The organism is Rhizobium grahamii CCGE 502 (assembly GCF_000298315.2).
Lineage (GTDB): Bacteria > Pseudomonadota > Alphaproteobacteria > Rhizobiales > Rhizobiaceae > Rhizobium > Rhizobium grahamii.
The window spans coordinates 1-22,181 of the sequence record NZ_AEYE02000024.1; the positions used below are offsets into that span (position 1 = coordinate 1).

Annotated in this window: 21 protein-coding genes; 12 read left to right on the forward strand and 9 right to left on the reverse strand. The window is 57.6% G+C overall.

The genetic code is table 11. The annotated features are described in order from the left end of the window. Nucleotides 1-2,667 precede the first annotated feature (2,667 nt). The 5 genes from gcl to RGCCGE502_RS19570 all read left to right on the forward strand — a co-directional run bounded on the left by gcl (nt 2,668) and on the right by RGCCGE502_RS19570 (nt 8,190). Nucleotides 2,668-4,452 carry a glyoxylate carboligase gene (gene gcl, locus RGCCGE502_RS19550; RefSeq protein ID WP_016555921.1) on the forward strand — a complete coding sequence of 595 codons (1,785 nt, stop codon included), beginning with the start codon at nt 2,668-2,670 and terminating at the stop codon, nt 4,450-4,452. A gap of 70 nt (nt 4,453-4,522) precedes the next feature. Continuing rightward, nucleotides 4,523-5,338: a hydroxypyruvate isomerase gene (gene hyi, locus RGCCGE502_RS19555; protein WP_016555922.1), complete on the forward strand. Its 816-nt coding sequence runs from the start codon at nt 4,523-4,525 to the stop codon at nt 5,336-5,338. Between the two features lie 3 nt (nt 5,339-5,341). Beyond that, nucleotides 5,342-6,226 (forward strand): 2-hydroxy-3-oxopropionate reductase, encoded by an 885-nt coding sequence (locus RGCCGE502_RS19560; protein ID WP_016555923.1) that lies wholly within the window; start codon nt 5,342-5,344, stop codon nt 6,224-6,226. Between the two features lie 51 nt (nt 6,227-6,277). Beyond that, nucleotides 6,278-7,546 (forward strand): glycerate kinase type-2 family protein, encoded by a 1,269-nt coding sequence (locus RGCCGE502_RS19565; RefSeq protein ID WP_016555924.1) that lies wholly within the window; start codon nt 6,278-6,280, stop codon nt 7,544-7,546. A gap of 44 nt (nt 7,547-7,590) precedes the next feature. Then, entirely contained in the window at nt 7,591-8,190 is a 600-nt protein-coding gene (locus tag RGCCGE502_RS19570; protein ID WP_016555925.1) for a hypothetical protein, read from the forward strand. Between the two features lie 309 nt (nt 8,191-8,499). Here RGCCGE502_RS19570 and RGCCGE502_RS34635 read toward each other — a convergent pair whose 3' ends face one another. From RGCCGE502_RS34635 to RGCCGE502_RS19585, 3 genes are all read right to left on the reverse strand, one after another. After that, nucleotides 8,500-9,087 (reverse strand): response regulator, encoded by a 588-nt coding sequence (locus RGCCGE502_RS34635; protein ID WP_016555926.1) that lies wholly within the window; start codon nt 9,085-9,087, stop codon nt 8,500-8,502. 104 nt (nt 9,088-9,191) lie between these two features. Beyond that, entirely contained in the window at nt 9,192-13,136 is a 3,945-nt protein-coding gene (locus RGCCGE502_RS19580) for a chemotaxis protein CheB (protein ID WP_016555927.1), read from the reverse strand. 128 nt (nt 13,137-13,264) lie between these two features. Continuing rightward, complete coding sequence (locus RGCCGE502_RS19585) at nt 13,265-13,744, reverse strand: Lrp/AsnC family transcriptional regulator (protein ID WP_016555928.1); 480 nt, start codon at nt 13,742-13,744, stop codon at nt 13,265-13,267. Between the two features lie 96 nt (nt 13,745-13,840). Here RGCCGE502_RS19585 and RGCCGE502_RS19590 point away from each other — a divergent pair, with 96 nt between their 5' ends. From RGCCGE502_RS19590 to RGCCGE502_RS19600, 3 genes are read left to right on the forward strand one after another with little or no spacing between them, the layout of a single operon-like run. Then, complete coding sequence (locus RGCCGE502_RS19590; RefSeq protein ID WP_016555929.1) at nt 13,841-15,337, forward strand: aminotransferase class V-fold PLP-dependent enzyme; 1,497 nt, start codon at nt 13,841-13,843, stop codon at nt 15,335-15,337. Then, nucleotides 15,324-16,202 (forward strand): MBL fold metallo-hydrolase, encoded by an 879-nt coding sequence (locus RGCCGE502_RS19595; RefSeq protein ID WP_016555930.1) that lies wholly within the window; start codon nt 15,324-15,326, stop codon nt 16,200-16,202. Before RGCCGE502_RS19590 ends, RGCCGE502_RS19595 begins: the two co-directional genes overlap by 14 nt. 4 nt (nt 16,203-16,206) lie before the next feature. Further along, on the forward strand, nt 16,207-16,989 hold the full coding sequence (locus tag RGCCGE502_RS19600) for a sulfite exporter TauE/SafE family protein (RefSeq protein WP_016555931.1): 783 nt from the start codon (nt 16,207-16,209) through the stop codon (nt 16,987-16,989). A gap of 308 nt (nt 16,990-17,297) precedes the next feature. Here the strand turns inward: RGCCGE502_RS19600 and RGCCGE502_RS19605 are convergent, their stop codons facing one another. The 3 genes from RGCCGE502_RS19605 to RGCCGE502_RS19615 form a co-directional block, all read right to left on the reverse strand. Then, on the reverse strand, nt 17,298-17,510 hold the full coding sequence (locus RGCCGE502_RS19605) for a hypothetical protein (RefSeq protein ID WP_016555932.1): 213 nt from the start codon (nt 17,508-17,510) through the stop codon (nt 17,298-17,300). Between the two features lie 309 nt (nt 17,511-17,819). Continuing rightward, nucleotides 17,820-18,023, reverse strand: coding sequence for a hypothetical protein (locus RGCCGE502_RS19610; RefSeq protein WP_016555933.1), 204 nt, complete (start codon nt 18,021-18,023; stop codon nt 17,820-17,822). Beyond that, complete coding sequence (locus tag RGCCGE502_RS19615) at nt 18,013-18,375, reverse strand: hypothetical protein (protein ID WP_040675174.1); 363 nt, start codon at nt 18,373-18,375, stop codon at nt 18,013-18,015. The genes RGCCGE502_RS19610 and RGCCGE502_RS19615 overlap by 11 nt, the downstream gene beginning before the upstream one ends. Nucleotides 18,376-18,457: 82 nt before the next feature. Between RGCCGE502_RS19615 and RGCCGE502_RS39250 the strand changes: the two genes are divergently transcribed. The 3 genes from RGCCGE502_RS39250 (at nt 18,458) to RGCCGE502_RS38095 (ending at nt 20,670) form a co-directional block, all read left to right on the forward strand. Beyond that, a complete protein-coding gene (locus RGCCGE502_RS39250; RefSeq protein ID WP_439332347.1) occupies nt 18,458-18,796 on the forward strand; it encodes a hypothetical protein in 339 nt (112 codons plus the stop codon). A gap of 1,077 nt (nt 18,797-19,873) precedes the next feature. Then, nucleotides 19,874-20,353 carry a pyridoxamine 5'-phosphate oxidase family protein gene (locus tag RGCCGE502_RS19625; protein WP_040675177.1) on the forward strand — a complete coding sequence of 160 codons (480 nt, stop codon included), beginning with the start codon at nt 19,874-19,876 and terminating at the stop codon, nt 20,351-20,353. Nucleotides 20,354-20,487: 134 nt separating this feature from the next. Then, nucleotides 20,488-20,670, forward strand: coding sequence for a hypothetical protein (locus tag RGCCGE502_RS38095; protein ID WP_081647282.1), 183 nt, complete (start codon nt 20,488-20,490; stop codon nt 20,668-20,670). A 43-nt stretch (nt 20,671-20,713) separates the two neighbouring features. On the opposite strand, the gene RGCCGE502_RS19630 is transcribed toward RGCCGE502_RS38095, so the two are convergent. The 3 genes from RGCCGE502_RS19630 to RGCCGE502_RS38105 form a co-directional block, all read right to left on the reverse strand. Next, nucleotides 20,714-21,013 (reverse strand): hypothetical protein, encoded by a 300-nt coding sequence (locus RGCCGE502_RS19630; RefSeq protein ID WP_016555937.1) that lies wholly within the window; start codon nt 21,011-21,013, stop codon nt 20,714-20,716. Between the two features lie 244 nt (nt 21,014-21,257). Then, complete coding sequence (locus RGCCGE502_RS38100; RefSeq protein WP_244441748.1) at nt 21,258-21,416, reverse strand: hypothetical protein; 159 nt, start codon at nt 21,414-21,416, stop codon at nt 21,258-21,260. Continuing rightward, nucleotides 21,400-21,612, reverse strand: a complete 213-nt coding sequence (locus RGCCGE502_RS38105; protein WP_016555938.1) for an RrF2 family transcriptional regulator — start codon at nt 21,610-21,612, stop codon at nt 21,400-21,402. The genes RGCCGE502_RS38100 and RGCCGE502_RS38105 overlap by 17 nt, the downstream gene beginning before the upstream one ends. A 97-nt stretch (nt 21,613-21,709) precedes the next feature. Between RGCCGE502_RS38105 and RGCCGE502_RS19640 the strand changes: the two genes are divergently transcribed. After that, nucleotides 21,710-22,126: an NO-inducible flavohemoprotein gene (locus RGCCGE502_RS19640; protein WP_244441749.1), complete on the forward strand. Its 417-nt coding sequence runs from the start codon at nt 21,710-21,712 to the stop codon at nt 22,124-22,126. Nucleotides 22,127-22,181 lie beyond the last annotated feature (55 nt).

The window sequence follows — 22,181 nt, forward strand, 5'->3', positions numbered from 1 at the left end:
AGGATGCGAGGATAGCTCGCCGATTACCCGCATCACCTGACCTGGCGGGAGAGATCATCTCTCGACGTTTCCGTGCGAGCGAAGGGGAACGTCCAAAACGAGAACGCCCAAGACATTCCGGCGGACCATAGGACCATCGGAAGCATCACGACGTTTGCGAATTCTTTGCCACTGCCATCAAAGTCACTTGGAGAGGGAACATCGCTCCGCTCGAGTGCTGGTGGTGAAGGAGACGTGACTTCTGCGGCGATATCATCGAGAAGGGCGGAGGTGACGGCTTGTTCTGCCGTTGGTCCGTTACCCAAAACAATGGCAGTCCGGCTGTTGTTCTCTTGATCTTTAGGCATGGATTGTCCTCTGTTGACCCTCCCATAAAGCCCGCGCGGGCGCAAAGTTGCATAAAATTGCTAACGCGCAAAGCGAATTGGCGCGAGCGGATCCAGCTGCGGACCGTTGTCCAAAGCCGGAAATGATCACTGAGGGAGCGCCTGATTTGGAAGTTAGGGCCTTCATTCCACAGAGCCGTCAGGAATAGCAAGTTCATTGTGCCTGAGAAAAGAAGTAACCTTGCGACCGACCGTATTTGTTTTCCCTCGCTGGCGTTGTGGATTAGGCTTGCCTAATATGTCCACTTCGATATAGGAACATTACTGAAACGGAGGACCAACACTTGACCCAATTTGTCGAACCAGCAATTGCGGAATGCATGAGCACACAAATATTGGCCGTTCGTGAGTTCTGCATGCGATATCAGATCTCTGCGGAGGAGGAGACGCAGCTGGTTACACTGTTTGGGCGATTTGCAACGGCGGGAGAGTTGCTGCGCAACGTTAGCCGGACGCCCCGCTGGAGATAGGCTTTCGTCCAATGAACGGGGCAACGAAGTACATTGTCAGCATAATTACCCGCTATCCGCGGAAGTCTTTTGGGATGTGCTAAGAGCGATAATCAATGAGAAGACGCCAACTCTTCCATGTCCGCTAAGGCTGCGAGGAAGAGCAACTTGTGATCTTCCAAGCCATCGGGATCGGTGCCATTCTGGTCGGAAGCAACTGCGTGCTCTGGCTTTGGTACAAGTCGGCATCGCCCAACGTGAAAGAGATGCTGCAGCGTGTTTACCTATAGGACGGCGCAATGGCCCGTATGGGCATCAGCGACAGGTGGGCCATTCCTAAGCAGCCGCGACTATTTTTCGACAACTCGCTAAAATACGTTTATCACATTCCGCTACTGTTCGAAGGCGTGTTCGGTAGCCCTTTCGAAAGTGCGCAGCGGTTTCCTTGCCAACGACAGCAATATAAAAGCAGATGGATAGGCTGATCTCGTCGCCGTTGGTTCAACCTTTGAGAGGGTACAACCAAAAGGGGGAATTGATGCCAGCTACATATTGAATATGCTTCGAGCTAGTCGGGCGTGGGCATAATCGGAGCGAGGCGCTCTCCAATTTCCTCTATGGCGATAGTTGTAGGGGTTGCCCCCAGCCTGCGGGCTGCGATGCGGGGTTCGAATCCCCGCCCCGACTACCATTCAATTCGATCCAACCCGCTGGAACGCGGCATCACTGGGTGCCTCAGACTCGGCCCTCCCGTCGTCGAGAAGAACGGAGAGTCAGGATCCGCCTTTCCGGGCGTACTGGACTATGGACTAGTTCTCCGATTTGCCCTTCGCTGAGCAGAGCATGGGCAGAAGGGAAGCGCGTGACTCTGTGGACCACGTGCAGAATGAGCCCGCCTCCCGGTTCCCCATTTTTCAAACCCCGCTATGGGGACTCGGAACCGGATCACGTCGGTGGCCGTCGGTATTGCGGAATAGAGGGTGCTGGGTGGAAGGGCGGGATTGGAAGGTCATCCTGCAGTGTAGCGCGTCGCTTGCAATCGCGGTTCCGATCACCTTCGTGTTCCTCTATCCCTGGTCGTGATCCTCTTCCTGGCGCATGTGACTTACGAGGGTCTCCAGAAGCCGCCCCATTCAGTCATGCCGCCGCGAAAGAATTGGCGCAACGCGAAGCCAGAGGACGCCGACATGACCCTTTTTTGCGGAGGTTGCGAATCCCCGCCGAAGAGCAGTTCCTGCGCGCGATGGTGTCCAGGCTGCCATGTCGGTCCGATCCGACAGTGCCGTCAGCGTTGCTCCGTTCGTCTCGGCTACTATCGAAAGCGGCGCGAGACTTCGGTCGAGAACCTGAACGGATATTGGGGTGGTCCACTCATCTCCTTTGCGTCCCCGCTTCGATTTGGCTCCCGTGGATTGCATCGGCGCTCGCAACTTGGAGAGTTGTATCGGCGGCTTTGCACTTTGGTAATTTCTAGAACGCCTGAGCACAGTTCGATTTACGGTTCTCAGAGGCCCCTGGGCGATCTCTTGCAAATCGAATTGTGCGCGCAACTGGTGCAGTCCCGACGGCCGGCCACCCAGCGCTCATGTTAAGCCCGAACACACGCGGTTAGGGCAATAACTCGGCTTAGAATTTCTAATCGCTGTTCTGGAAGAAAACCTCGACATTCTGGAATCATTTTGGGCTGCTCTTCACCCATTGCTGCGCCCGATGCCCATTGTTCGGGTTTTATTGAATGTGTTTATTTCCACTTGGTGGGAATGATTTCCATTTTGCAGTTGCACCGTTGAACCGATGGTCTACGCTCGCATTCAAGAATTGGAGGACTTCCCATGGCAAAAATGCGTGCTGTCGATGCAGCGGTCCAGGTGCTGGAAAGGGAGGGTATCAAATGTGCCTTCGGTGTTCCTGGCGCGGCAATCAACCCTTTTTATTCGGCCCTGAAGGCGCGCGGGTCGGTTCGTCATATCCTTGCCCGACATGTCGAGGCCGCAAGTCATATGGCAGAGGGCTATACTCGTGCCCGCGCTGGCAACATCGGTGTTTGCATCGGAACATCAGGGCCAGCCGGCACTGACATGATCACCGGCCTCTACTCGGCATCGGCCGACTCAATTCCGATCCTCTGCATCACTGGCCAGGCGCCACGCGCCCGGCTCGACAAGGAGGATTTTCAGGCTGTCGATATCGCAAGGATCGCGGCTCCCGTCACCAAATGGGCAGTGACTGTCATGGAACCGGCGCTTGTCCCCTTTGTCTTCCAGAAAGCGTTCCACGTCATGCGGTCCGGCCGCCCGGGCCCCGTTCTCATCGACCTGCCAATCGATGTCCAGCTAGCCGAAATCGAATTCGACGTCGAGACTTACGCACCGCTCGAACCCTACAAGCCGACGGCAACGCGTGCCCAGGCCGAAAGGGCCGTTGCGATGTTGAATGCGGCCGAGCGGCCACTGATCGTGGCCGGCGGCGGCATCATCAACGCTGACGCCTCGGACCTGCTTGTCGAATTCGCCGAGATAACAGGCATTCCTGTCATCCCAACGTTGATGGGTTGGGGTGCCATCCCCGACGACCATCCACTGATGGCCGGCATGTGCGGCCTGCAAACCGCGCATCGCTACGGCAACGCCACTTTGATTGCTTCCGATTTCGTCTTCGGCATCGGCAACCGGTGGGCAAATCGGCATACCGGCAACATTGCGACCTATACCGAAGGCCGGACCTTCGTACACGTCGATATCGAGCCGACCCAGATCGGCCGCGTTTTTGCCCCAGACTTCGGCATCGTCTCCGATGCTGGTGCCGCTCTGAAGCTCTTCCTTGAAGTGGCGACTGAATGGAAGGTCGCCGGCAAGCTGCGTGACTGGTCTGCATGGGCGGAAGAGTGCCGCCAACGCAAACGCACGATGCTCCGAAAGACCCATTTCGATCAGACGCCGCTGAAGCCGCAACGCGTCTACGAGGAAATGAACAAGGCCTTTGACCGCGAGACCTGCTATGTCTCGACTATCGGTCTCAGCCAGATTGCGGGCGCCCAGTTCCTGCACGTCTACAAGCCGCGCAACTGGATCAATTGCGGCCAGGCAGGTCCCCTTGGCTGGACATTGCCGGCAGCTCTCGGTGTACGGGCGGCCGATCCGGATCGGCCTATCGTCGCACTTTCGGGCGATTACGATTTCCAATTCCTCATCGAGGAACTCGCGGTCGGGGCTCAGCATAAACTGCCCTACCTGCACGTGGTCGTGAACAATTCCTATCTCGGCCTGATCCGCCAAGCCCAGCGGGGGTTCAGCATGGACTTCGAGGTGAGCCTTGCCTTCGATAACATCAACGCTTCAGGTGATGCCGTACCAGGCTACGGCGTCGACCACGTCGCCGTCGTCGAGGGTCTGGGGTGCAAAGCAATCCGCGTTCGCAGTCCGAACGAGTTCCAGGAAGCGTTCACCGCGGCCCAGGCTTTGATGAACGAGCATCGGGTTCCTGTTGTCATCGAGTTCATTCTTGAGCGCGTCACCAACATCGCCATGGGCACCGACATCAATGCCATTGTGGAATTCGACGAACTCGCAGAGCGGGGCGAGGATGCGCCGACCGCTACACTTGCCCTCCTGGATTGAGACGGGCGATCCGTCAAACAGGATAGGGCGAAACGGTCGCTAGAAATTGCCTCCAACAGAGAGAAAAACCATGCCGAGATTTGCGGCCAATCTAACCATGCTCTTCAACGAGGTGCCATTCCTCGAGCGTTTTTCGCATGCTGCGAAAGCAGGATTTGAGGGCGTTGAATTTATGTTTCCCTATGATTTCGACAAGGAGACGCTTCGTGCCGCTCTCGATTGTCATGGGTTGACCCAGGTTCTGCATAATCTGCCGGCTGGCAACTGGGCTAACGGGGAGCGTGGTATTGCAATCATGCCGGACCGAATGGAAGAGTTTCGTCGCGGCATCGCTTCTGCGATCGATTATGCGACTGTGCTCGGATGCAAACAGGTGAACTGCCTGTCTGGCATTGCGCCGGCAGGCGTTGCCGACAACGAGCTTCGGGCGACCTTTGTCGCAAACCTCACCTTCGCGGCGAGCGAATTGGCAAAACACGGAATCCGTCTTCTGATCGAGCCGGTCAATCGCTTCGATATTCCAGGTTTCTACCTCCATAGTCCGGATCAGGCGGCATCGATCATCGCTGATGTCGGAAGTGAGAACATCTTCATTCAATACGACCTTTATCACCAGCAGCGCACTCAGGGCGAACTGATTGCCACCTTCAGAAGACACCAGGAACGGATAGCCCATGTCCAGCTTGCGGATAATCCGGGCCGAAATGAGCCGGGTACGGGCGAGATCGCCTATCCCTTCCTCTTTGATGCGCTCGATGGCCTCGGCTACGACGGTTGGATCGGCTGCGAATACAAACCGCGCACAACCACCGAGGCGGGGCTCACATGGCTAACCGCTGCCAGCAAGCAGACCGAAAGCGCAAGCATTCTCAAGATCAGGAGCTAGAAAATGGCAACAGTCGGATTTATTGGCCTGGGCATCATGGGCACGCCCATGGCGCGTCACCTGCAGGACGCGGGACACACTATCGTCACCTCTAAATTTTCCATCGCGCCGCGTCAGGAACTCGTCGACAATGGCCTCCAGTTCGTCGAAACGCCGCGCGCGCTTGCTGAGGCAGTCGACACAATTATCCTGATGCTGCCCGATACGCCCGAGGTGAAAGATGTTCTCTTCGGCGTAAACGGCGTCGCCTTTGGTCTGTCCGCCGGTAAGCTTGTCATCGACATGAGCTCGATCTCGCCGATCGAAACGAAGGAGTTCGCGGCGAAGGTTCGCGCGACCGGTGCCGAATACGTCGACGCGCCGGTCTCTGGCGGCGAGGTCGGTGCAAACAACGCGTCACTCTCGATCATGGCGGGTGGATCGCCGGCAAGCTTCGAGCGGGCGCTGCCGCTTTTCCAACTAATGGGCAAAAATATCACCCTCGTGGGTGATTGTGGTGACGGCCAGGTCACGAAGGTCGCCAACCAGATCATCGTCGCTCTGACAATCGAGGCCGTCTCCGAAGCACTTGTCTTCGCGTCGAAAGCAGGAGCGGATCCGGGACGCGTCCGGTCGGCCCTCATGGGCGGATTTGCGTCCTCGCGCATCCTCGAAGTGCATGGCGAGCGCATGATCAAGCGGACCTTCGATCCAGGCTTTCGCATCTCGCTGCATCAAAAGGACCTCAATCTTGCCCTGCAAGGCGCAAAGGCCCTCGGCATCTCGCTTCCAAATACCGCCGCAACGCAGGAACTCTTCAATCAGTGCGTCGCAAATGGCGACAGCGGGCTCGATCATTCCGGCCTCGTTCGGGCGCTCGAACGGATGGCGAACCATCCCGTCGCGTGACCGTGCGGCCGGGAACAGGGTTCCAGGCCTTAATGACCAGTGGAGAAACAAATGCCGGCCATAGCCGACCCCCGCGCTTTTCTGGAAGGACTTTTCGATGCCGCGGTTGCCGCTGCCGATCCGGACCGCGTGCTCGCCAGCTGCCTTCCGGGAAAGCCGAAAGGGCGGACCGTGGTGATCGGTGCCGGCAAGGGCGCCGCGCAGATGGCGCGCGCCTTCGAAAGGCAATGGGACGGACCAGTGTCCGGGGTCGTGGTCACTCGTTATGGCTATGCCCTTCAATGCGACCGTATCGAGGTCCTCGAAGCGGCTCATCCCGTTCCGGACGAGAACGGGCTTGCCGCCTCTGCGCGACTGATGTCGGCTGTGCGTGCACTAACCGAGGACGATCTCGTCGTCGCGCTGATTTGTGGCGGTGGCTCTTCTCTGCTTCCAGCACCAGCCGGCGATCTGACGCTTGCCGACGAAGTGGCGGTCAACAGGATACTGCTCGCATCAGGCGCCCCAATCAGCGCCATGAATGCCATCCGCAAGCAGATTTCACGCATCAAGGGCGGCCGGCTCGCTGCACTTGCCTATCCGGCACGCGTCGTTTCACTTGTCGTTTCGGATATTCCTGGCGACAATCTCGCTCTCGTTGCCTCTGGCCCGACCATTGCGGACACCACATCCCGTCTCGATGCAATCCGCCTTATCGATCACTACCGCCTCGATCTGCCCGATGCCGTTATACGCTATATCAGCCATGGCAATGGCGATGCACTGCTGCCAACCGATGCCCGCTTCGCAGGCAATGAGGCAAGGCTCGTTGCATCGGCTTCCACCTCGCTGGAAGCTGCCGCTGAGACAGCACGTAGGTTTGGTGTCGAGGCGGTCATTCTTTCCGATGCGATTGAAGGGGAGGCATCGGAGGTCGGCGGCGTGCATGCCGCGATCGCGGCCGAAGTGGTGCGCCGCAACCGTCCTTTTCGAAAACCAGTCGTCATTCTTTCCGGCGGCGAAACCACTGTGTCGGTTAGAGGCAACGGAAAGGGCGGGCGAAATGGCGAGTTTCTGCTTTCCTTGGCTCGCCGCATAGACGGTTTGGCGTCCGTTTCGGCGCTTGCCGCCGATACCGATGGTATCGACGGCTCCGAAGACAATGCCGGAGCTTTTGCCGACGGCACAACGGTGACACGGCTTCTCGAGAAACAGCGGGATCCAGCAAAACTCCTGGCCAACAATGACAGCTGGTCTGCCTTCAACGCACTCGGCGATCTCTTTGTGCCGGGACCGACCGGCACCAACGTCAACGATTTCCGCGCCATCCTTATCCAATAGCTCAGATCAATGGACTGCAGCGCCACCTTGCGGGAGGAACGGGAATGATGTCTCACGAGTGCTCGGCGCAGACGATCATCGAAATGCGCACGATCGCGAAGCAGCTTTTCACGACGGGGGTCAATGCGCTGGCGTCGGCGGTGTCGGGAACGGTCCAGCTTCATCCGCGAACCGCGCAGCTTGCCTGTCTCGGTGCAGTCAGCAGGGCCGCAGTCCGATACTTCGAAACTGTATTGGCGCCACACGCAGCCATTCCTCATGTCAAATCGGTCACTACGAGCGAGTTGGTCGCACAGGCAAGGAGTGCTGCGTACATAGAAGGGCCTGTTGCGATCATTCTCTGTCGGACGGAAAAAGGGCAGAGCAACGAGCATCGGGCGCTGAGCTTTGCGCTTGAAGTCGAACGGTCGCCACTTCATCGCCCCTGGATCTTTCTGAGCGGCGCGACCGGTCACCGGCAATGCCGTTCCGGGTCGGCGGGGGCGATCGTCGATGCCGGGACATGTTCCTGGATCTGGCCATCTGGAAAAAGATCAGGTGTGCCGAACAATCCTTCATCCTTCCTTGCCGCGTCCGGTGATCTCCTGCCGGCCGACCCCATGTCATCTTATTCGATGAGTGTCGATCTGATCATTCTGGGATAGGCGACGGCAGCACGCTCGGTCCGGGGGAGGCGCCAGCTTCATTTAAACCCAAAAAAGAAGGCTCGGCACAAGCGACGTCGACACTCGATTTCTGCGTCATCCTTCTGGGAAGCACTTGTCCAGATCACGCCCTACGCTGCTCCACCGTGAAAGGATTTTACTACCCAGGGAGCTTGAAGGGGAACTGAAGCCGTAATGCCGCGCGACACCACGTATCAAGCGCCTCATCACGACTGACGGCGGAGGCGAAATCCAGCCTGCGGCGTGGCCGCGCGGCAGTAATACGTTTGCCCGCCTGAAATCCGGGCTTCAAGTACTGGAGACGGCAGAGGCCATCATGCCCCAGTCGCATGGCTTTCGGAAAGTGGGAATTGATCGATAGAAGGCTGGAACCTGGCGTTGCTCGTATCCTGTAACAAACGCAAACGGGATCTGCCTCATCGCCAGAAAGGCGGCGACCGGATAGACGGTCTGCCCATTGACCGCGATATCGAGAAGCGCCCCGTCAAGCGGTTCCTCATCGGTGTCGACGATCCTGAGTGCGTCGCCCACATTGGCGACCGGGCCTACAACCTCCACGCCCAATTCCCTTAGCTGTTCCTCTGCATCTCGAGCGATAAGATATTCATCCTCGACAAGCAGAATGCGTTTTCCCGAAAGAGCAGAAAGGGGATCGCGGCTGAATTGCTTTCTTGCGAGAGCGCGGCACACGCTTTCGAGGCGATCAGGAATGACAAGCCCCCGTGCATACATACCGACGATCAATCGCGCAAATTTCTCGCGCTGATCTGCCTGCGATGTAAACCACGTCTCTGCCGTAATGCGGTCGAACGCTGCCTGCATTATCGCAAGATCATTTCCGTCGAAAGTGCCATACAGAAAACCAGGTATCGACATGCGGTCCTCCGAATTTTGCAAGAGGCGGATCCTGATTTTGTTTCATGGTGCGAGCCGCGAATCAACGGATCGCCCGTTTTTGACGAGCAATGGTACGCTACCGTTCAATCGTCCGATCGAGTCCACTCGTCATTTGTCTCTTTCGGAGGTCTCGTTGATGAAACGGGCAGCGAAATTGTACAATGGACCCCGTCTGTTCCCAAGTTAAACCTCGTCTCGGCACCGAGCTGATAGGGCAATGCGTGCTCGATCAGTTCCCGCCCCTGGCCGGTGCCGAGGGGTGCAGGTCCTGCCGGCGGCATGCTGACGCCTCGCTCTAGCCAATCAATGTGCAGCCATGGCCGACCGTCCGGTCCCACTTCTTCAAGCGCCCAGGTTACGCAGAGCTTGCCGTTGCGCTGTCCAAGAGCGCCATACTTGATGGCGTTCGTTGCAAGCTCATGAATTGCCATTGCCAGGGTCTGCACCGTGGACGAGCGTAACCGCACACCGCGCGGTCCCTCAAGGGTGACGCGATCGCCGGAACCGCCCATGGCCGAGAGTTCAGTCTCGACAACCGCATCGAAGCTGACGCGATCATGGTCACTCAGCTTCGACAGCAGGCCTTGAACGCGGGCCAGGGCCTCCAGCCGATCGCGGAACCGGTTGCGGAAATTCTCGAGGCTGCTGCTCGCGCGCCCAGTCTTGTCGGCCATCGATCGAACCACGCCCAAAAGGTTTCTGGTTCTATGCTGAAGCTCGGCGACCAGCACTTCCTGACGAGCCTGCATGCCTCTAAGGTCGTCGACGTCAGTCGAGGTGCCAAGCCATTCAATGACCCCTCCTGTCGCGTCGCGCACCGGGGTCGCGCGGGTATGGAACCAGCGATAATTATCGGTGCCTGCCTGTCGGATGCGGCATTCAACCTCGAAGCCACCCGATTCCAGCGCTTCAAGCCAAGCGTTCTGCGCAATTTCACGGTCGTCAGGGTGTAGCTGTTCCAGCCAGCCCGTCCCGCGACTATCCTCTTCCGTCTGACCGGTGAAGGCCGTCCATTGCGGGCTCGCCGACGTCCATTGTCCTCCGTCAACTCCGCGCCATACGAGCTGAGGTATCCCCTCGAGCAGGGCGCGTTGGCGCACTTCGGCCGCAGCAAGCGCTTCCTCTACCTTCTTGATCTCGGTGATGTCATGGCCGATGCCGCCGATATGGACCACTCGTCCGGTGTCGTCCTTGATTGGGAAGTCGGTGTTTCTCAGCCAACGAATGCCGCCGTCAGATGGCCTTTGAATTCGGTACTCGAACGTTACCCATTCGCCGTTGCGAACGCGCTTGAGATTTTCCGCCGCAACCTCACGGTCCTCTGGAACGATCAATTCAAGCCACCCGACCATATTGTTGCCGCGAAGCGCTGCCTCGCGATCGAGGCCGTAAATGACCTCAAATGCCGGCGTGAGGTAGGACCACTGGAAAGTCTCGGCGTCGCGGATCCAGAGGATGTCCTGGGATGCCTCACCAAACTGCCGCAGCCGGTCCTCGCTTATCCAGAGAGCAATTTCGGCGCGAGTCCGGTCCGTTGTGTCCACAAATGTGACCACAGTGCCATCGATCCGGTCTTCGACAGTCCGATAAGGCCGCAGACGCATAGAGTAGTGGTTGCCCCGGAGGCTGCCGACGCTCCTCTCTATTGGAATAAGGTGCGCCAGAACCTTTCGAGCATCAGTCTCGATATTGTCGTAATCGAGCTGGTGGGTAAAATCTGTGATCGCACGGCCAATGTCGTGCTTGGTTATATTGAACAACTCGGCGACCGGTGCCGTGAACATCTTGATGCGCAGCTCGGGATCGAGGAACAAGGTCCCGATTTCGGTCGCTGCCGACAAATTCTGAAGATCGCTGTGTGCCGCCGAAATGCTCTCGAGCTTGCTCTTCAGTTCGGCGTTGACAGTATGCAGCTCCTCGTTGATCGACTGAAGTTCTTCCTTCGATGTCTCAAGCTCTTCTGCGGTGGAGCGGTACTCTTCATTCATCGACTGAAGCTCTTCATTGGCGGCGCGAAGCTCCTGAACCAGGGCCTCGTGGCCGCTTCGGCTCACCATCAGCGCTTCCTGGGAGGCTTTCAGTTCGGCGTAGACGCGACGGACCTCGTCTGAGCGCGTGTCGGAAATTGCGTCGAGTTCGTCATTTCCCCAGACCACGCCTCCATCAAGAAAGAAGACAAGTGCCTGCGGGGCTTTCTGAGCCTCGTTGTTAATAGGCGTCACCTGTATGGCAATGCGTCTTTTCCCGTGTTCGAAAACGACGACCGTGGGAAGCGTCACGCTCGGCTCACTTTTTTCGAGGGCGCGGGTAAGGGCTATGCCAAGTTCGAGGCGCAACTCCGGCCTGACGACGGCGGTGAGGCTCTTGGAAACCGGGCCGGCGGAGTGCAGGATGAATCGCCCAGCTGAAGGCGACAGGTGCAGAATATTCTGCCCGTCGTCCACCAGGGCGCTTGCTGGCGCGCTCTGCTCCAGCGCGCCCAAATGGAGGGCAGCGGGGAGCGTGGCTCGCTCAGGCAGTAGGGAGGCTGATCGATCATTTGCCAGCTCGGGCGCGCCAAACTGTGACAGGATTGGCGGAAGGTGCCCACTGTGCGGACGGGAACTGTAAATGCGAGCTTGCCTGTCGACAGGCGCAAAGAGATCGGTGGCCACATCAACCGTTTCGGCGGATCCCAGGAAAAGATAGCGGCCTGGTCGCAAGCTGTATTGGAAGATGGAGCAGACTTGGGCCTGGAGGGCACGCTCGAGATAGATCAGCAGGTTCCGGCAGGTGATCAAGTCGAGCCGCATGAACGGCGGCTCCTTGAGGACGCTGTGTTTTGCAAATAGCACACTTTCCCTGACTTCTGTGCGAACCCGATAGTGGCTTCCGTCGTCGATGAAAAAGCGCGAAAGGCGTTCTTGCGAAACGTCAGCTTCGATGGTCCGTGGATAGCGTCCTTCCCTGGCCATGGCTAACGCACCTTCATCGAGATCCGTCGCAAAGATCTGCAGCGGTACTTTCACTCTCCGCCTGGCCATTTCTTCATGCAGCAGTATGGCAATGCTATAGGCCTCCTCGCCGGTCGCACAGCCGACTACCCATACCCGTATACTTTCCTCTCCCTCACTGTCGACGGCGTCGAACAAGGGTTTGATCGCCTGTCGCGACAATGCCTCGAATGCCTGTTCGTCACGAAAGAACATAGTCACTGAGATCAAGAGGTCGGAAAAGAGGTCTTGCGCCTCCTCGGGGGTCGTCAGAAGATAATCGGTATAGTCGGCGAGTGTGTCGGTGCCGCAAACCTGCATGCGACGGATGACGCGGCGCATCACCGTCGCGCGCTTGTAGGCGGAAAAGTCATGGCCCGTGCGCGTGCGCAGCAGGGCAACGATGCGCCGAAGGTCGTTTGCGCCTTCATCCATGTCGAGCGAGCGAACAGCCTCCTTGCTGTGCGCCACCTCGGCTAGGCGCTCTACAAGCCGGGCGATGGGGGCGACAAAGTCAGCCGCACCCGTCGCAATAGCGTTTTGCGGCATTGCGTTGAAGCCAGCCTCAGCAGGCTCCTGCACCATGATGACGCCACCGGCTTCCTTGATAGCCGTGACACCAAGCGCACCATCGGAACCGGCACCTGAAAGAACGATGGCAACGCCATCGCCGCGAGCGGCCGCGACCGAGCGAAAGAACATGTCGATCGGCGCGCGGCGGCCCCGACGCTCACTGAAGGGGCGTGCCGAAACGCTGTCTCCGTCGATGACAAGCTCTTTGTCGGGTGGGATGACGAAGACGCAGTTTGCCTTCAACCTTGGCGCATGGTCGATCTCGCGGACGGGCATGCGGGTGCACATAGACAGAATTTCGCTGAGTGCACTCGGCTCGTCCGGCGCGAGATGGACGATCACGACAAAGGCGAGGCCAAGGTCGGGCGGCACCAACCGGAAAAAAGTCTGCAGCGCGGATATCCCGCCTGCCGATGCTCCGATCGCGCAGACCGGCACGAACTTCTGCGTGATTTTGGTCTTGAAATCGCTATCGTCCGCCATTTAGGAACTGCTCATCTTTGATAGCTTAGAAATACGGCTATCATCTTAGCACTTCGCGCCCTCGGCGTCGTACAAACGTTCCGGCGGTCGCATGTTCCGACAGGCGGGTGGCAAGGTTTCGCGCGGCGTCAAAGCCTCGTGATGTCTACCGGGCGATTGTTGATGATCGCTTCCATGGAGAAGAACCCGGTGACGGTGGCAAGATCAAAATCCGTGATCAGTTTCTGATAAAATGTGTCGTAGCCCTTCATGCCCTGCGTCACAACCTTGATCAGATAATCCCAGTCCCCACCGATCCGATAGAAATCGACCACCTCCGGTAGCCGCTTGACATGCGCCCTGAACCCCTCACTCCAGTCCTTGGAATGATGACGCGTGCGGATCATCACGAAAACAGTCAGGTCGAGCCCGAGTGCTGGAAGGTCAATGTCGGTATGCGATCCCTTGATCAGACCAATGGAATGCAGGCGCTGCAAGCGCCGCCAGCACGCGTTTTGAGAAAGTCCGATCTTGTCAGCCAGATCGCGTTGGGAAAGGTTTGCATCCATCTGGATGGCGCTTAAAATTTTGCGATCAAAAATATCGAGATTCGCACTTGCATCGTTCATTTGATCCACATTTGCTGGAAACGGCCCGAAAATAGGTGATTTTTTTGATCGTGAAGGAGGATACGATCCCAGTCAATATCCAAAGGGAGGGTTACCGTGGACTTCACGCCGACACCGGTAAGACAGGCCGAAACGACTCTTTCAAAGTTTCGTCAGACGTTGAACACGGGCCGCATCATCGAGGCCCTTCGCGGCGGTCTCGTTGGATCAAACGCCAGGATCGTCGGGCCCTATGGGGAAAAGGAGCTCATCTACGCCGACTACGTCGCGTCCGGACGGGCACTCCATCAGGTCGAGCGCTTTGTCCTGGACGAAGTACTTCCTTATTATGCCAACAGCCATACGGAGGCCTCCTACTGCGGAGGCTTCATGACGCGGCTGCGGCGGGAAGCACGTGCCGTGATCGGCAAGTCCTGCGGAGCAACCGATCAGCACGCGGTCGTATTCACAGGCTCGGGCGCTACGGCTGGGATTAACCGCCTCGTCAAACTGTTTGGCCTCAGTGAAGCCGTTGCTGCAGGCAAGCGGGTTCGCGTGATCCTCGGACCCTATGAGCATCACTCCAACATCTTGCCCTGGAGGGAAAGCGGTGCCGAGATTGTAGAACTTGCCGAAAGTCCAACCGGGGGACCAGATTTTGCCGATCTCGAGGATGCTCTTCGAAAGGGATCATCCGATCTGACGATTTGCTCGCTCTCTGCTGCATCGAACATCAGTGGCATCACCAGCGATGTCGCGGCCATCACCGCGACCGTCAAGGCAGCCGGCGCTACGATGATTTGGGACTATGCAGGCGCAGGTCCCTATCTGCCGATCACAATGTCGCCGGCGCAAGGCGCCGAGATCGACGCCATCGTCGTTTCGCCACACAAGTTCATTGGTGGCCCAGGTGCTTCAGGAATCCTGATCGTTCGTCGTGACAGTGTTTCGACACGCAAACCGTCGTGGCCCGGTGGCGGTACAGTTAAGTTCGTGTCATCCCAAACGCATGATTATTCCGATAGTCTGGAATCGCGCGAGGAAGCCGGAACACCAAATGTTGTCGGTGATATCAGGGCAGCGTTGGCATTTCTCGTCAAGGACGCAATCGGAACGACCAGAATGGCCGCACGCAACAGCGACCTTACGGAACGGGCGTTCCGCGCATGGAAGGACGTCCCACACCTGGAACTTCTTGGCCTGTCTGAACCTGACAGACTTCCGATCTTCTCTTTCAGGGTGAGGAACGGAAAGGGCGGCTACGTGCATCAGCAATTGGTAACGCGCATGCTGAGTGACCGGTTTGGCATCCAGGCTCGGGGCGGCTGCGCCTGTGCCGGCCCGTATGTGCATCGGCTCCTGGAGATCGATGAGGAGCAGTCGGAAGAGATCAGGCAGGCCATCCTCTCCGGTGATGAAATCAGGAAGCCTGGTTTCATTCGGCTGAACTTTAGCGTTCTTCTTTCGGACGAAAAAGTGCAGTTCATTCTCGATTCCGTGGCGAAGATCGCGACCGACGCAACGCTCTTCGAAGCCGACTACGACGTCGACAAGAGCCGAGCTATCTTCATTCCACGCGTAGGCCTGCAAGGTACGGCCCATGCAAGCGCCTGACGTTGCGGGCTTCCACGATCCACGCACGGGCAGCGTTCAGTATGTTGCGTCCTGCCCGAGTACACGCAGATGTGTCATTATCGATCCGGTTCTCGATTTTGACGAGAAATCCGGATCGACGGCAACGTCGAATGCGGACATTATCCTCGACTATATCGCCCGCCATGACCTGAAGCCGGAATGGATCCTCGATACCCATCCTCATGCGGATCATTTTTCGGCAGCTCGCTATCTCAAAGAGAAAACCGGAGCGCCGACCGCGATCGGTGAACATGTCAGGCAAGTCCAGGAGATCTGGCGGAGCATCTATAACTTGCGGGACCTTGTCTGCGACGGATCCCAGTGGGACCGGCTGCTTTGCGATGGCGAGATATTCAAGGTGGGTGATCTCGGTGTCCGTGTCATGCATTCGCCAGGACACACACTGGCGTCGATCAGCTATATCATCGGCGATGCCGCTTTTATCCACGATACCCTGTTCATGCCCGATAGCGGTTCGGCTCGGGCGGATTTCCCGGGAGGCAGCGCATCCAGGCTCTGGCAAACGATCCAGGATATCCTGCGCCTTCCCGACGAGACGCGGCTTTTTACCGGCCACGATTACCGACCGGGAGGCCGCATGGCCCTATGGGTAAGTTCAGTGGCGGAGCAAAGGGCAAAAAATTCCCACGTCGCCGGTCTTTCGCAGAGCGATTTCGTCCGTCTTAGGGAAGACCGCGACAGAACCTTGCCGATGCCGAAGCTCATCTTGCATGCGTTGCAGGTCAATATCCGGGGAGGGGAACTGCCAGACCTCGAGGAGAATGGCAGGCGCTACCTGAAGATTCCACTCGATGCTTTGACAGGATCGGTATGGGGCTCGTAAATCCGTGGATACATCTTTCCCACAGCTGTTTCTTGCCCTTGGCTCCGGGTCGCTTATCGGATGTTCGCTCGGCCTGATCGGAGGAGGCGGGTCTATTCTTGCAACGCCCTTGCTGGTCTATGTTGTTGGGCTGAGGGATGTTCATACGGCGATCGGAACTGGCGCACTCGCTGTTTCGGCAAGTGCGTATCTTAATCTGGCGGGGCATGCGCTGCGGGGCCACGTCTGGTGGCGATGCGCCACAATCTTTGCGGTCACCGGTTGTCTTGGGGCCTATCTCGGTTCAAGCCTAGGTAAGCTGGTCGACGGGCAGAGCCTCCTTGTCATGTTTGGCTTGCTGATGATGGGCGTAAGTTTTGTCCTGCGGGGGATGCCGAGCCATACGAACGTCACGGCAGACTCGTTGACGATCGGCGCTCACGGCAGAACAAGCCTGATTGCGCTTTGCGCCGGGATCTGTTCCGGTTTTTTCGGAATAGGCGGTGGTTTCCTCATCGTTCCAGGCCTCCTCGTCGCCACGGGCATGCCGCTCATCAACGCAGTCGGAACCTCGCTTCTCGCCGTTGGCACGTTTGGTCTGACAACCGCCGTCAACTATGCCTTGTCTGGTTTTGTCGATTGGCTGACGGCCGGATACTTCATCGCGGGTGGCATCGGCGGCGGCATCATCGGCACGCTTGTTGCCGCCCGGCTGGCCTGCCATCGCAACATGCTTGCCCGGATCTTTCGGTGGGTGGTGTTCACCGTCAGCGTCTATGTCCTGTGGCGCGGTATGGCGGCGCTTTAGCGTGTTGAAGCTTTGTAAGAGCTCTCGTTCGGTTGGCCGATGGAGCAATGTCTGAGTGCTGCCTTTACGCCTACGATGTCGTTCATGTCTCAGCTGTCCAGGCCCTGAAAAAACGATCTTTTTGACGGACAGAAGTTGCGGAAGGACTTTGGTCAATTAAGTCCTCGCGGCTCAACCCAACCGAAGAGAAGAGATCAACCACGCAGAGAGTCAGCTTTGGATGCTATGGTCGAGGGCTTTTCGACAAGGGCGTACGATCGTGTGAGGCGTTCGTCTCACTCATCGAGGGATCGCCGCCCAGCTGATCGTCACGCCACTTTTGCGGCGAGCGCTTCCGCAAGTTCGGCGGCCTCCAGGGCGGCCTCAAGGCGTGCCGACGTCTTGTAGGGATAGTGCTTCCAACACCACCAGTCCTCGTTCTCCCCTTTGCAGAACCCGAAGCCTGCCCAATCCCCGCAATGGCACTTCCGTGCTACGAGCTTGGGAGCGCGCTGCAATGTTGTGCGATCGACGTCACTCATAATACCTCCTTGAGAACCCAACCTTTGGGTCGTTTCCAACCTCGTTTGGCGGCCGGATCGCCCGCCTTTACGATAGCCTTTCGTTTTGCTTCCAACAGTCCCTCGGCCCAAACGGTGATACGAAGCCGGCCGGCAGTGAATATGTATCGGTCAAGGTTCGCTCTGCGACCGGACGAGTATCCTGCGTGGAACAACGTCCTCGCGAAGATGAGATCGAGGCGGCTTTAAACTTCGGCCCTTGGGCAAACCACCATTTCCGGAAGGCAGTCTCGAAACTCGGTTTGGGTGGCCTGCTGGTTCGGTCGAGCATCAGTGCTCCCGCTCAAAGCTTGGCTTCCACCCGCGCGTCATCCCGTGGCTCATCGCGGCCTCGGCAAGTGCCAGCTGCATGCGCAGATGCTTGATGTCACAGAGCAGTGTGGCGATGGCCGCCCTGGCATCTTCGTCGTGGAAGGCGAGTGCGGCTTCGACCTCAAAATCCACGTCCAGCCGTTCTGAGGACTTAGTCGACATGGCCAGCTTCTCTGACGAGTTGGTAGAAGGCCTGCACGACGTCGTTTTCGTTTCCATGGGATTGGAACCAGATCGGTCTCCGCATAACTGCGCTCGAGCCGACGGCATTGTAGAAGCCACAAGCTCGTAGCGTGGTTGGCTCAAAGGCGATATCGAAATAGCCGAGAGGATCCCCAGAACCCATGTCGTACACGTCGGCTGAATAGAGGCTCCAGCCCTGACGGTGCGGCAGCATGATTAGGATCGCCATGAGAAGCGGATGGATTTCGGCCATTGTCGCTCTCGTCGGTGGTGTCCAGTAAGTGCCTGAAAGTTCTACAGCGCGCGGTCGTGCGATCGGCATGTATGGCATGGCCGTCATCCTTACTCAAATATTGGAGGTTCCTATTATGTTCTCTTTTTTGTAGCTGAGTCAACATACAGGTGAAGCGAGAATCGTTGTCGCTGAAGTCTGTGGAATGGTCGTCGGATTGTTGGTCGACAGGGTTTCGGACATTATGACAATCGCCGCAACCAATTTACAACCCGTGCCGGGGATCGCGGTGCCCGATAGCTGCGCTTCTCCGACGGTGTCATTGGCCAACCGGACGGACTATCTGCTTTCTGAATCTCGAGAGGATGTTCGGTTCAGACACCGTGACGATGACGGCCGCTTGAGCTGGGCGGCTCTCCGGCCCGCTGTCGCTCCCGCCATAGAGAGCGGAGAAAGATCGGATTCCCATATTAGGGTTTACTTAACTTGTTGTCGCTATGGTTATGTCTGTCACGAATAGGTTATCGGTGACAAAGGCAATACAGAAATGACAAGGCTCGTCTCCCGTTCCGCGTGGCGAGCCTTTTCTTATGCTCTCGTTACGGGCAAATGCTATGCAATCGAGTCATGGCTGGAAACGTGGGTTTCCGATGCAAAGTTCGCGCGCCATTATGTTAAAGAACCGTTATCGAAGCGAATGAAGCGTCCAGGCTGGCAGCTGGTCTTCGAATCCCAGGAACGGGCTCCATCGTGAACATTCACGCTCGTTCAACAGTTGGCGCAAGGATCCTCAGACGGCCTCCGGGCTTGGCCGCAAGACCAACCTTGACCCCAAAGACTCGGGCTGGCTAGCTGCAATATTCCAGATATCGGGAGAGCCTCCGCGGCCGGGTGAGTCGTCCCACGGCTGGCCATTCTTTTACAAAGCCCCGGTTCTTTTGCGGGCGTTATTGCGTTCCTGTCGCATGTTTTGAGATATGCGGGCAAAGCATTCCTCCCCTGCGAAGATTTGCATACTATTTGTGCGGTCGTGTTGGTATCAGGGTTTCAACGAAGCGCTCCACCTCCTCCCGTGGCGCTGCGTTTTGCAAAAGGGCCAACCTCCTCCCATGGTCCGTTTGCGTTGGACAGCAGCAATCCTCCTCCCAGTTGCTGTTCTACTCTTTCAGAAGAGCCTGCCGCACCTCCTCCCGCGGCAGGCTCTTTTGCTATTTGGTATCCGATAGCCCTGAAGAATTGTCCGATCATCAATGCGACGGCAGGCCCGCTGGTGCCCTTAAGCCGTCCTCTGACGCCTGGAATCCGTCTATCCCGGAACGGCCGTAGGGCCCTATACTTCCAAGCAAGGCGCCGGTCTTGGCCATTCCTTCGACCGGATTCGAAGCGGCTTCATTTCATGAGTTCCAATTTCGGCGGAGGAGGAGAATTGTGGGAAGTCCAGACCTTGAAATCCGGCGGAGGGATCGGGCTTCCTCGTGGGGACGCGGCGCATCGAAGGGAGTGGCTTCCCGTGCAGTGTGCTCCGATGTTGAGGCGTTCCTCGGAACATCTGACTTTTTCCCGTGTTCCTGTCTTCCTGAAGATGGAGACGAATTTCATGGACGCTGAAGACGACATCACCAAGGTTTGGGACCTGGCCGAGAAAATCGGATTTTGCATGCTGACGACACAAACAGGGGCCGATTTGCGAGCGCGGCCCATGTCGGCATATGCAGAGCGAATGGAGAATGCGGTCTATTTCCTGACCGATGGGGCGAGCCACAAGGACGAGGAGATCGCAAGCTGTCCCAATGTCTGTCTGGCTTTCGCTGATCCAAAGGGCCAAAAGTATGTATCGCTGTCTGGAACAGCCGAGATGCAGAATGACAGAGAGAAAATCCGCGAACTCTGGGCTACGCCTGCGAAAGCTTGGTGGGACAGTCCCGATGACCCGTCCATCCGCATTCTGAAGGTGACCCCGAATTTTGCCGAGTTCTGGGACAGCCCCGGAACAGTTATGAGCTACATCAAAATGGCGGCCGCGGCAGTTGGCAGTTCACGTCCGGATATGGGCGAGAATGTCAAAGTAACGATGTAGCGGAAAGGGCAAGGGCCAACGCCCCCCATCCAGGTCAAGATCCCTGCGTAGTTGCCTGCTGTTCCTTGCAAGCCATGCAGGTCGAAGGGAACACACCCGTCCGTCGACCGTTTCTCAACGAAGGGAGCAAGTTCATGAAGACGAATGATACCAACGCCACACCCGAACAACGGCGACCTCGGGATGTCCGCCCAACACCTGAAAAGCCGGAGCCTGCTGACAAGGAATCTCTCGCGCCGACAACCGTTCAGCCTTCAGGCGCAAAGGACGAAAGTGAGAGGCCCGTCGTAAACCCTGTAACTGGCGCGCCGTTCTGAGCCTCAGATAACGAGGTCGGTGGCGTTACGTTCACGGTGCCTCTCAATGCCTCGTTGCACATCCGCCTGACGAGGCTACCACAGAAGCGATCTCGTCTTCGACTGCATCCATCATCGTCAGTGCGCGTTGCAGCAATCCAGCGCTATCGGCAGAGAAAAGAAAACTCGCTACGTGAAGACCCTCACAAATCTTTTCGAGCAGGTCGACGATATCGTATCTGCCAATGCGCCGCATGCTGTGCGACAGTTCTCGCATGCGATCGCAGATTTCTCCAACCACCACGCTGCGTTGTTCAATCGACAGGTGGTGAAAATCATGCAGGGTCCGATTTTTTGATTCCATTCCTGCCTCCAGCAAGCTGCACTGTACGGCAGGGGAAGTGGCGCGGATCACATGAATTCTTGCGCGGTGCTACTTTAACCGCGTGGCCAAGCAATTTGACCACTCGTTGAGTACAAGTCCACCGGGGACGACGCTTCTGTCGCCTCATCATGGAATTCACAGAGCGTTGATAGTTTAGGATCAGGATGCAAGCAATGCCCGGAGGTCTGCCTTCCTGCGCACAAGATCGGCAACGGTATATCGATCAAAGACCGATACAAAAGCCGCGGTGGCCTCGGATAGGATTGGCGGCATCCCGCATGCGCGGGAAAACTAGCCACTCCGAGCACTCCAGCACATTCGTGAGCCCTTCTGTGTGACGAAGAAGCGTTCCGAGATTTATCCTTTCAGCCGATCTGGTCATTCGGATGCCACCGCCTCTGCCACGAGTCGCAGTGATAAAACCCGGGTGCTGACAGATCCTGCACCACTTTCATCACATGGCTTTGCGAGATTGCAAAGGCGGTGGCTATCTCGCGAATGGAGCACAGTTCCCCCTCAGGGGCACCGAGATACACAAGCACCCGTATGGCGTAATCCGTATACGTCGTCAGTCGCATTTTTCCCTGCGTCAAAAAGACCGCGAATAAAAGATGCTAACCTCTTCGCCCTGTTGTCCTTCTGTCGGGTGGCGTCGGCTTGACGCCGATGGTCAGCATGCTTGAGACGGTTGCGGCGGGCTATCCGGATCTCGAGACCCATTTCGTGCATGGGGCACTCAACAGTGCCACGCACGCGATGGATCGGCACGTCCGCTCATTGGCGACGACTCACGGGCGCGGGACGGTCAACACCTTCTACAGCGAGCCATTGGAAGCTGACGCGGCCGGTTATTCTCACGACCACGATGGATTTATTTCGGTGTCCTGGCTGAAGGAAAACACGCCATTTGAACAGGCGGACTTCTATCTCTGCGGACCACGGCCGCTCCTCCAGGCCCTTGTCGGCGGACTTAGCGCAGCCGGGGTCGATCGAAAGCATATCCAATCACGAACTGTTCGGACCCGCCGATGTGCAGATCGCGGCGTGAATGGAACGGGTGTCTGCGACGAGAATGGTTTGGAAGCGCACTGACGCTGTCGACCGCCGCCAATGATGGCGCGTGATGCGAAAGGTGATGGGACGGCCT

Coding starts and splice junctions, on each gene's coding strand:
- RGCCGE502_RS38095 (WP_081647282.1), top strand. CDS start 20,488: ATGAAGACGAATGATACCAACGCCACACCCGAACAACGGCGACCTCGG.
- RGCCGE502_RS34635 (WP_016555926.1), bottom strand. CDS start 9,087: ATGTCGATACCTGGTTTTCTGTATGGCACTTTCGACGGAAATGATCTT.
- RGCCGE502_RS19625 (WP_040675177.1), top strand. CDS start 19,874: ATGGACGCTGAAGACGACATCACCAAGGTTTGGGACCTGGCCGAGAAA.
- gcl (WP_016555921.1), top strand. CDS start 2,668: ATGGCAAAAATGCGTGCTGTCGATGCAGCGGTCCAGGTGCTGGAAAGG.
- RGCCGE502_RS19565 (WP_016555924.1), top strand. CDS start 6,278: ATGCCGGCCATAGCCGACCCCCGCGCTTTTCTGGAAGGACTTTTCGAT.
- RGCCGE502_RS19605 (WP_016555932.1), bottom strand. CDS start 17,510: ATGAGTGACGTCGATCGCACAACATTGCAGCGCGCTCCCAAGCTCGTA.
- hyi (WP_016555922.1), top strand. CDS start 4,523: ATGCCGAGATTTGCGGCCAATCTAACCATGCTCTTCAACGAGGTGCCA.
- RGCCGE502_RS38100 (WP_244441748.1), bottom strand. CDS start 21,416: ATGACCAGATCGGCTGAAAGGATAAATCTCGGAACGCTTCTTCGTCAC.
- RGCCGE502_RS38105 (WP_016555938.1), bottom strand. CDS start 21,612: ATGCGACTGACGACGTATACGGATTACGCCATACGGGTGCTTGTGTAT.
- RGCCGE502_RS19615 (WP_040675174.1), bottom strand. CDS start 18,375: ATGCCATACATGCCGATCGCACGACCGCGCGCTGTAGAACTTTCAGGC.
- RGCCGE502_RS19585 (WP_016555928.1), bottom strand. CDS start 13,744: ATGAACGATGCAAGTGCGAATCTCGATATTTTTGATCGCAAAATTTTA.
- RGCCGE502_RS19630 (WP_016555937.1), bottom strand. CDS start 21,013: ATGGAATCAAAAAATCGGACCCTGCATGATTTTCACCACCTGTCGATT.
- RGCCGE502_RS19580 (WP_016555927.1), bottom strand. CDS start 13,136: ATGGCGGACGATAGCGATTTCAAGACCAAAATCACGCAGAAGTTCGTG.
- RGCCGE502_RS19595 (WP_016555930.1), top strand. CDS start 15,324: ATGCAAGCGCCTGACGTTGCGGGCTTCCACGATCCACGCACGGGCAGC.
- RGCCGE502_RS19570 (WP_016555925.1), top strand. CDS start 7,591: ATGATGTCTCACGAGTGCTCGGCGCAGACGATCATCGAAATGCGCACG.
- RGCCGE502_RS19560 (WP_016555923.1), top strand. CDS start 5,342: ATGGCAACAGTCGGATTTATTGGCCTGGGCATCATGGGCACGCCCATG.
- RGCCGE502_RS19610 (WP_016555933.1), bottom strand. CDS start 18,023: ATGTCGACTAAGTCCTCAGAACGGCTGGACGTGGATTTTGAGGTCGAA.
- RGCCGE502_RS19640 (WP_244441749.1), top strand. CDS start 21,710: ATGCTTGAGACGGTTGCGGCGGGCTATCCGGATCTCGAGACCCATTTC.